Consider the following 9,974-nt stretch of genomic DNA (forward strand, 5'->3'; position numbering starts at 1 on the left):
TTACATTTCACAATAAATATTTTTTATGAATACCATTTTAATTGGGATTATAGTTGCCAACGCTCTTATAAGTTACAAAGGGTTTAATGATTACGCATTTTTCAGAAAATATGAATTTCATATTGGGAGTATTCGTTCAGGAGAACAAGTAAGAATGCTTTCTTCTGGTTTTTTGCATGTTGATATAATGCATTTGATCTTTAATATGTTTACACTTTGGTGTTTTGCACCCGTTGTTACACAATGGATGGGAGAGTTTTCTTTTGCTCTAATATATTTTGGAAGTCTTATTTTCGGAAATCTTCTTACTTTAATGTTTCATAAAAACGATTATAGCTATCGTGCAGTCGGTGCTTCCGGTGCAGTTACTGGAGTTTTGTATTCTGCCATTTTACTAGAACCGGGTATGACGCTGGGAATTTTTGGCGTAATTCCGATACCGGCATATCTTTTTGGAATTTTATATTTACTGTATTCAATTTACGGAATGAAAGCCAAAAATGACAATATTGGTCACACTGCACACTTTGGAGGCGCTATAGGAGGGTATTTGATAACTTTAGTAAAAGAGCCATCCTTAATTGTAGATCATAGTTCGATGGTTATTCTGTTGGCGATTCCAATAATTATACTTTTTGTTCTGGCTAAATTGGGGAAATTATAAGGTTGGCATAACTTTTGAAAGATGCTTATCAAATAACTTAAATATAACAAAAATGAAGAAAGTAGTATTATTTTTAACAATCATGTTTATGACTATGTCTTACGCTCAGGAAACAAAGCAAATACCTCTAATTAATGTTAATGGAGAAGGAAAAGTAAAAGTAGCACCTGATCAGGTTTGTATTTCGGCTACAGTTGAAACAAAAGGGAATAATGCTAAAGACGTCAAAAAGCAAAACGACGAAAAAATGGATGCGGTTTTAAAATTCATTAAAAAAATGAATATTCCAACTGCAGACTTTAAAACAAAACAAGTAGCATTGAATCCTCAGTACGATTATGAGAAAAAGAAAACGTCTTATAATGCTACGCAAACAGTAGAAATTGTAGTAAAAGATTTGTCTAAATATGACGAATTAATGGAAGGTTTAGTGCAACAAGGTATTAACCGTATAGACAGAGTATCTTTTGAATCATCTAAAGAATTACAATTACAGGCTGAAGCTAGAAAATTAGCGATGAAAGATGCTAAAGCTAAAGCAGATGATTATGTTTCTGTATTAGGTCAAAAAGTAGGTAAAGCTTTTGTAATTTCAGATAATTCGCAAGTGTATCATCCACAGCCAATGTATGCTGCTATGAGAATGAAAGAAAGTTCAGATGCAATGGGAGCTTCAAATGAAACATTAGCAATTGGAGAAATTGAAATTACGGCAAATGTTAGTGTAAGTTTTGTTTTAGACTAAACGTTTATAAATCTCAATATTTAAAATCCAAATTCCAAGTTTAAATTGGAATTTGGATTTTTTATTTTAGCAATAAATCATTTAAAGATTACTTTGTTGATTAGGTTAAAAAAGTAAGACCTTTAGCTTTAAAGTTACTAAACAAAACTTGTTTAGCAGTGCTTACAGTTTCTTCTGTTTTGTAAATACTACACCAAAATTTGATTTGCAGCTTAAATTTACCTTCAGAAATAGAGTTGTAATATATTTGTGGTGTTTTTGTGTTATTTACCATATCCATACTATTCAATGCAGATAATATAATGGCATTAATATCATCCGGATTTACATCGCCATTGATTTCGATAGCAATATCTACAAGTTTATAATTATCAGTATAAGTCCAGTTGGTAATATTTTGAGATAATAAATTACCATTCGGAATAATAATTTCCGCTCCGTTTGGAGCATTGATTTTTGTAGTACGCAATCCCATAGTTTTTACGCGTCCCGATTCTGAACTGATATCAATCACGTCTCCAATTTGAATTGGTTTGTCAAAAATCAAAATAATACCTGAAACAAAATTGTTTACCACATTTTGAAGCCCAAGTCCAACACCCACACCCAAAGCGCCTAATAATATACTTAATTTATCTAAAGGCATTCCCGAAGCTGAAACCGCTAAAAGATATCCCACTATTAATACCAGAAGTCTTGTGATTAATAATTTAGAATGTTGTCTTTTGTTGATGTTTTCTTCATTTTCATCATCAATTTCTCCAAAAAAGTAAGCAACATATTTTTGTAATAAATGGGCAGCCCAAATAATTATAAAAAATAAAACAATATTACCTAATGTAAAGGTTATACTTCCGACAGTATTAGGGCGATCGAGCAAAGTAGTCAGGGAAGTCCTTAAAGATTCCCAAATATTTAAATTGGATGCAATTACAACCAGCCACATATAACTGATTATAATAATGAAAGGTTTTTTTAGTGTATCGGATAAGCTCTCGTAATCAAATATTTTTTCGATACCGCGTTTTACTCTGGTCGTATAGATTTGTAATAGTATAATTTCTAAAATTATTTTAAGAAGAACACTTAATGCCACAATCTGAGTAAGAGATATAAAAGCAGTTAAAGTGAGCATGTTTGAAAGAGAGACTCTTCCAAAAATATTATAAAGAATGGATAAAACATTCAATACAATAAAAATGTTGCTTGCCCATTTAAAAAAAGCTTTAATATATAATTGATCCTTCATACTCTTAATCTGAACCAATCCATATCGTATACCAAAAATATTAATGACAATAAAAGAACAACGTTGAAGCAATCCAACGCCAATAAAAAGATCCAGAAAACAAAGTGCGGTAAACAATCCTAAAAGCAAAATCCAATTTCGCATAGAATTTCCTGACCAGTCCTTTTTAAAAATTACAGTTAAAACACCAAGAAGTAATAGTTGTAATAATTCAAGAAATAAAGCAGGAGCATACAAATTTGTTACAACCGCTATGTTTAAACCTATAACGGCTACAGGTAAAATTACTCCTCTATTTAAATATTTAAAGTTAAAAAGCGAAAGATTCTCCAAATGGCCATTACTCTTTAAGTATTTTAAATTACGATAAATGTACCAGGCCAATAGCCCCATAAAAAATAAGAGTGTAATTAAGCCTCCGGATTTGTAGCTCAAATAATAAGCTGCAATGTTTTCTTCAATAATAATTTTTGACTTAATGTTTTGCGACACCACTTTTTTAGTAGCTGTATCAGCATTCCATATTGAAGGATATTCTTTTTTTAAAATACTGATTCCCGATTTTTCAAGCTTTGTTTCTACAGTTGCCAAAGCATTAGATACATCAATTTTGTGTTCAACAGTCAATCTTTTTTTGTCATTTAAAACGCCCTGATTTTTGGTCATCAGACTGTCTGTTTTTAAATAGGTTTTTTTAAGATTAGCTAATTCGGTTTTAAATTGCTTTCTGCGAATAGTATCCTTTAATAGCGTAAATAAAGTTTTGTCTTTGCGCAGGTCAATAATTCTGCTTTTAATTTTTTCAAGATTAGCATTATGAGAATTGATGGCTGTATTCTGTTCGTTTAATTCCTGTTCAATTTCTTTCAGAACAACACGATACATTTGTTGATTGCGCACATTTGGATTAGCTCCTTTTAAACTTGCCAGAATCAAATCAAGTTTGCTTTGCGTTCTTTTAATATCACCAAAAAGATGGAATGTAGTTCCGTCAAAATCGGCATCATTAGCAGCTGACTCCAATACTTCTGCTACTTTTTCGATAGCGATTAAGTATTCACTGTCTGTGGTGCTTTCTTCAAAAAGTTTAGAGCGATTTTCAGTTTTAATGGTTGGCGTTTGTGAATAAGAAACCGATGTATAAAACAACATCATTAGTAAGGCGAATAAGTGAAGATAACTTCTTTTTTGATTCATGATTTTTGGGGATTTAAGGTGCGCAAATTTACTCGTTTTTTTATAGAATACATTCAAAAATGGAATGCTAAATGTGAAAACTTACTCTGTTTTCTGGACGAATAGCTTTGAAAAAATCCTGTAAAATGATTCCGTGATAATCTAGCTTTTTTTACAAGCAATAGAGTTTAAAAGTGGTCTATTTTTTAATTCAGTCTTTAAGACTTAGAAAAATTCTTACATCTTAAGAAAAGAACTGAAAAAGGGTAACTATCTTAATTTTAGAAAATTAAAGTTGGCTAAAAATTTTAGTTAACATTTTTTTTGCAAAAAAATTAATTAAAATTTTTGAGTTCATATTTTTAATATACTTTTGTTCTATCAAATTAGTAGAATTTAAAAACATGAAAGATTTAAGCAAGTGAAAGCAAGCAGATCTTTGGAATTATTTGACTTACGGCTTGTTATAGTTCAAAATCCTCTCTCTCTAATTCTTGAAAATTTTGCTAAACCCAATCCATGAAGCATGGTAATTGAAATCTTATAAAGACCAAATCAAATAATAATAATCCAAAATAAATGAAAATGATAAAACGAATGTGTAGCAGATAAAAACCATTTCTGCGGGAACAGAAATGATGAAGCTTAAATAAATTGTACATCTCTGAAAGGGAAGCAAAAGTGGACGAAATCCTTTTTTGGCTTGCCTTATTTATTAAACTAAAACAAAGTAATGAAAAAAAAATTAGAAAGATATACGTGGTTATGTATTTTGTTGATTTCCATTGGAGTTAGCGCGCAAGAGACGAAACCACTAATCCAGTCCAAACTTGAGGGAACTGTAGTTGATGCAGTAACAAAAGAGCCTATTATAGGTGCTTCTATAAATATTAAAGGGACAACGCACGGAGTTGTAACAGATTTAGATGGGAAATTCTTTTTCCAGACAGGACAGAAACTTCCTTATACTTTAATAGTAAGTTATCTTGGGTATAAGAAAGCAGAAGTTGTAGTAAACGAAAATCCAATTAAAATTAGCCTTACACAAGAGCAGAACGCACTTTCAGAAGTAGTGGTTACGGCTTTGGGTATTTCAAAAGAAAAAAAATCTTTAGGATATACGACTCAGTCACTTAAAAATAAAGATTTGGTAAATACAAAAGAATCCAATTTCTTAAATAGTCTTACAGGTAAACTGGCGGGAGTACGTATTACGAACTCGCAGGGAGATATGGGATCTTCACGTATAATTATTCGTGGAGAAACTTCTATTGCAGGAAATAATCAGCCGTTATTTGTGGTAGATGGAGTTCCGGTAGATAACTCACAATTAGGGAGTACCGGTGGAGCTACTCGTGATTTTAGAAATGCAATTGCTGATTTAAATCCGCAGGATATTGAAACTTTGACCGTATTGAAAGGCCCTAATGCGGCAGCTCTTTATGGTTCTCGTGCTGCACATGGTGTTGTTTTGATCACAACAAAATCAGGAAAAGGTCAAAAAGGACTTGGCATAAGTTTTAGTTCTGGTATAACACTTTCTCAGGTAGCTACTTTGCCTTCTTTCCAAAATTCATTCGGACAAGGATCAAACGGAAAATTTAGTTACGTAGATGGTAAAGGAGGAGGGGTTAATGATGGAGTTGATGAAAGCTGGGGACCAAAATTAGACGGTCGTCTTATTCCTCAATTTTATTCAAATGGTCAGGCAGTGCCTTTTGTAGCTCATCCGGATAATGTAAAAAACTTTTTTAATACAGGTCTTACTTTTGATAATAGTATTTCTGTGGCCAAATCAGATGAGAAATCAGATTTTCGTTTAGGAGTAAACAATCAAAAGCAAACAGGAACAGTACCAAATAGTGAGATAAACAAAACAAATTTTACCATTAGTACGAATTACGAAATATCTAAAAGTGTAAAAGTTGGTGTAAATGCAAATTATATAGTTACCAATGCTCCGGCTCTGCCAGGTGGTCCGTCGGGTGGTCGTGCTGCAGGAGTAATGCTTCAGTTTCTTTGGTTCGGTCGTCAGGTAGATATCAATGAACTTAATAATGACTGGAACAGAAACTGGAACAATAGTTATTATAGCAATCCATATTGGAATGCGTATTATAATACGACAAGTCAGCAGCGTAATCGTTTAATAGGAGATATCCATTTAGATGCAAAGCTTGCTGAGGGACTTAATTTTAAATTCCGTACCGGAGTTGATTATTATAATGATCGTAGAAAGTATACTATTAAGTACGGTACAAATGGAACTCCATTTGGGTCATATGCTGAAGATGCGTATACAGTTAATGAGCAAAATACAGAAGGTATTTTTACTTATACAAAGAAATTAAACGATGACTTTAGTCTCGATGCACTTGCAGGATTTAACATCCGTAATCATAGCGATGCAAACAATTATCAAAAAGCACCACGTTTGGCTGTGCCTGATTTATATACACTGACCAATTCGCGAGATCCGTTAACATCATCAAATACATTATCAAGATTAAGAGTATATAGTGCTTATGCTTCGGCACAATTTGGGTATAAAAATTATGCCTTTTTAAATGTGACTGCTCGTAATGACTGGTCGTCAACTTTGCCAAGCAGTAACCGCTCTTATTTTTATCCTTCTGTTAATGGTAGTGTAGTATTATCTGATGCTTTGAATTTAAAAAGCAATACGCTGGATTTCTTAAAATTGCGTGGTGGATGGTCTGAAGTTGGTAATGATGCAGATCCGTATCAATTAGCAACAGTTTATAATTTCCAAACCGCATTCGACGGAAATCCTATTCAAACTTCTTCTCAAAAGAAACTAAATGAGAATCTGAAACCGGAAACAACCCGTTCGACAGAATTTGGATTAGAAACTTCTTTTTGGAAAAACAGATTGCATTTTGATTTTGCTTATTATAAAACCAATAGTTTAGATCAGATTCTGGAAATAAAAACAACGACTGCCAGCGGTTACAATACACAATTAATCAATGCAGGTAAAATAAACAATCATGGTGTAGAAATTCAATTGGACGGAAACCCTGTTCAAACTCAGGATTTCAAATGGAATGTAGCGGTGAATTATTCAAAGAATATTAGTAAAGTAGAAATTCTTGATTATGATAAACAGATTCAAAACTATACAATTGGTTCTTCAGGAGGGGTTGATGTATTGGCATCTGTCGGTCAGGCTTACGGAGCACTTTACGGAACAGCATATCAACGTGATGCAAGTGGAAATATAGTAATAGGTGCAAACGGTTTACCAAAAGCTGATCCGCAAAAGAAAATATTAGGACATTATACTCCGGACTATTTAGCAGGTTTGACCAATACATTAACGTATAAAAATCTTGAATTTTCATTCCTGATTGATGCAAGCGTGGGAGGTGAACTTTTCTCAGGAACAAATAGAACAGGAAATTATACTGGTGTATTAGAGCAAACTATGCCAGGACGTGATGCTGCCAATGGTGGATTAAGTTACTATTATCCGGCAAACAATACTACTAATCCGAAAACATTGGTAACAGGAGGAACTGCTCCAAGTGGGGTGACGGTATATGATGATGGAATGATTTTTAAAGGTGTATATGCCGATGGAACTCCAAATACTCAGTTGATTACTGCACAGGAATATTACAAAGCATCATATAATATCAGTGAAGCTTATATCTATAGTTCGACTTTTGTAAAAATGAGAGAAATAAAATTGGCATACAATTTAAATAAATCATTTGCTAAAAAACTAGGATTAGATGGAGCAAGTATTACGGCAGTGGGTCGTAACTTATTCTTTATCTATAAAGATGCACCAAATATTGATCCTGAAACAGCCTTCAATACCGGAAATGCACAAGGTTTGGAGAGTTTAGCTTTGCCAACTACAAGGAATTTTAGCCTTAATGTTAATCTTAAATTTTAAAAACACAGAATCATGATAAAAAAAATAGTCTATATAACGCTGTTTGCATTGTCACTCGCTTCTTGCAATGATACACTGGACGATATTAATAAAAATCCAAATGCAACTGAAACGCCATTGGCACCTTACCTGTTAACAGGAACATTAAAGCAAGGAGCCGATTTATATTGGGGAGCAGATAATAATTTTAACTCTTCTTTGTTATTTGTTCAGCATTGGGCAAAAATTCAATATACCGAGCCAGACAGGTATGATGTATCTAATACTTCTTTTACCTCTTTATGGAATACAGGATATGCAACTTTAATTACAGATTTGAATACAATTATAAATTTCCCTGAAGCACAGGCAAATTCAAATTATAAAGGAATTGCACTTACTTTACGTTCATGGACATTCTTATTATTGACTGACGCTTATGGAAGTATTCCTTATAAAGAAGCAGGTCTAAAAGTAACACCGGCATATAATACTCAAAAGGAAGTATATACAGGATTACTTGAAGATTTGAAGCAAGCTCAATCTTTATTAAATTCAGCAAATGGTGCTGTAACGGGTGACTTAGTTTACAAGGGTGATATTGCAAAGTGGAAAAAACTGGTAAATTCACTTCGTTTGCGTATAGCATTGAGAATTTCAGACAAAGAACCGGCTTTAGCAAAACAAGCTGCGATTGATGCTACAAACGATGCGGCAGGAGTAATTAGTAGTAATAGTGAAACCTTTAAGTTTACTTATATTAGTTCTCCTCAGCAAAACCCGGCTTCGGCTTGGTTTGAAACCCGTGATGATTTCCGTATTTCAAAAACAATGGTCGATAAATTAAATGAGTTATCAGATCCGCGTTTGCCAGTCTATGCTCAGTTACCATCAGATGCAAGTGTAGGTAAATATGTTGGAGGAGCTAATGGATTATCAAATAGTGATGCCAATAGTCAGGGATTTGCTAAAACGTCAAAACCGGGGACTTATTTCCTGACTTCGACATCGCCGGCTGTAATTGTTTCTTATTCTGAAACATTATTCAATCTTTCAGAAGCAGTAGCTCGTGGTTATATTTCAGGAGATGCAGAACAATTGTATAAAAGTGCAATTACAGCATCGTTCAACCAATTTGGAGTAACAGATGCAACAATAATTTCTAATTATCTTAATCAGACAACTGTAAAATATGACGCAACAAATTATGCGAAATCTATCGGAACTCAAAAATGGATAGCTCTCTTCGGACAAGGTCTTGACGCTTTCGTTGAGTGGAGAAGATTAGATTATCCAGTATTGAAAGCGGGTCCAGCTACAGTTCTGGACGGACAAATACCTTCCCGTTTCTTTTATCCGGGTACAGAACAATCATTAAATGGTAATAGCTATCAGGCAGCAGTATCCGTTCAAGGAAAAGACTTGCTTACAACGAAACTATGGTTTGATGTAAAATAGGTTATAAGGAATTTAGAAAGTATGTTTTTAAGTATACATTATATATAAGTATAGAAAGCTTACCAAGCGAAGTTCGAAGTTCTAATAATATATAGGTAGTATAGTTTTTCTTTACTAGTATATATAGTAGTAAAAACACATTTCCAACCCGACAGGTTTTCAAAACCTGTCGGGTTTGTTTTTGAATGCATATATAATATATAAGAGTAAGATGTGCGGCTGAGCGAAGTCGAAGCCTTTTATGTTTTGTAATTTGTAATTTTAATATTGAGTATTGATAATAATAAGGAGCTAGATCCCGCTATCCACTTCAATCTTTTTGTTTTGAACCCCAAAACAAAAAGGATTTCGCTGCTATCGGGGCTAGGGAGTGAGTTTTCAGAAGAAAGAAAAGGAAAAACTTAGCGACTTAGCGCCTTTGCGAGATTAAAACGAGAGAAGAGAAGAACCGAAAACACTAAATAAAGCGAAGCAAAGTGAGAAAAAGCATAAAACACCACCCGTAAAACGGGCAAAAATTACCAAAATCACATCTAAGACAAGAAAAATCGTACACAGAATCAAAAAAAGGTGATCTGTAAAGTATGTGTTATCAGAGTATTAAGAAAAAGGGAGAAAAAACATTAAAAAAAGGGGATTAAAAAGCTTGCGCAACTGGAATTGTTGTGTACTTTTGCACCCGCAACAACGCAGACGTTCACAGAAATACTGACAAGAAGACTAATTGAGAGAAAAGAAATTTTCAAAAAAAAAGATTAGAAAAAGCTTGTGAGATTTA

5 protein-coding genes are annotated in these 9,974 nt (G+C 33.3%); 4 read left to right on the forward strand and 1 reads right to left on the reverse strand.

All coding sequences use genetic code 11. From position 1 onward, the window contains the following. The first annotated feature begins 25 nt into the window (after nucleotides 1-25). Nucleotides 26-664, forward strand: coding sequence for a rhomboid family intramembrane serine protease (locus KHA98_RS13115; protein WP_213258379.1), 639 nt, complete (start codon nucleotides 26-28; stop codon nucleotides 662-664). Between the two features lie 52 nt (nucleotides 665-716). Continuing rightward, nucleotides 717-1,409: an SIMPL domain-containing protein gene (locus tag KHA98_RS13120; RefSeq protein WP_213258380.1), complete on the forward strand. Its 693-nt coding sequence runs from the start codon at nucleotides 717-719 to the stop codon at nucleotides 1,407-1,409. Between the two features lie 100 nt (nucleotides 1,410-1,509). On the opposite strand, the gene KHA98_RS13125 is transcribed toward KHA98_RS13120, so the two are convergent. Continuing rightward, the gene (locus tag KHA98_RS13125) at nucleotides 1,510-3,855 is read right to left on the reverse strand and encodes a mechanosensitive ion channel family protein (RefSeq protein WP_213258381.1); all 2,346 of its coding nucleotides are present in this window, start codon (nucleotides 3,853-3,855) and stop codon (nucleotides 1,510-1,512) included. Nucleotides 3,856-4,567: 712 nt separating this feature from the next. Between KHA98_RS13125 and KHA98_RS13130 the strand changes: the two genes are divergently transcribed. Together KHA98_RS13130 and KHA98_RS13135 are read left to right on the forward strand one after the other, a co-directional pair. Beyond that, entirely contained in the window at nucleotides 4,568-7,759 is a 3,192-nt protein-coding gene (locus tag KHA98_RS13130) for a SusC/RagA family TonB-linked outer membrane protein (protein ID WP_213258382.1), read from the forward strand. A gap of 12 nt (nucleotides 7,760-7,771) precedes the next feature. Continuing rightward, a complete protein-coding gene (locus KHA98_RS13135; RefSeq protein WP_213258383.1) occupies nucleotides 7,772-9,196 on the forward strand; it encodes a SusD/RagB family nutrient-binding outer membrane lipoprotein in 1,425 nt (474 codons plus the stop codon). The last annotated feature ends 778 nt before the right edge of the window (nucleotides 9,197-9,974 follow it).

This window comes from Flavobacterium branchiicola, assembly GCF_018383905.1.
Classification (GTDB): Bacteria; Bacteroidota; Bacteroidia; order Flavobacteriales; family Flavobacteriaceae; genus Flavobacterium; species Flavobacterium branchiicola.

Coding starts and splice junctions, on each gene's coding strand:
- KHA98_RS13115 (WP_213258379.1), top strand. CDS start 26: ATGAATACCATTTTAATTGGGATTATAGTTGCCAACGCTCTTATAAGT.
- KHA98_RS13135 (WP_213258383.1), top strand. CDS start 7,772: ATGATAAAAAAAATAGTCTATATAACGCTGTTTGCATTGTCACTCGCT.
- KHA98_RS13125 (WP_213258381.1), bottom strand. CDS start 3,855: ATGAATCAAAAAAGAAGTTATCTTCACTTATTCGCCTTACTAATGATG.
- KHA98_RS13130 (WP_213258382.1), top strand. CDS start 4,568: ATGAAAAAAAAATTAGAAAGATATACGTGGTTATGTATTTTGTTGATT.
- KHA98_RS13120 (WP_213258380.1), top strand. CDS start 717: ATGAAGAAAGTAGTATTATTTTTAACAATCATGTTTATGACTATGTCT.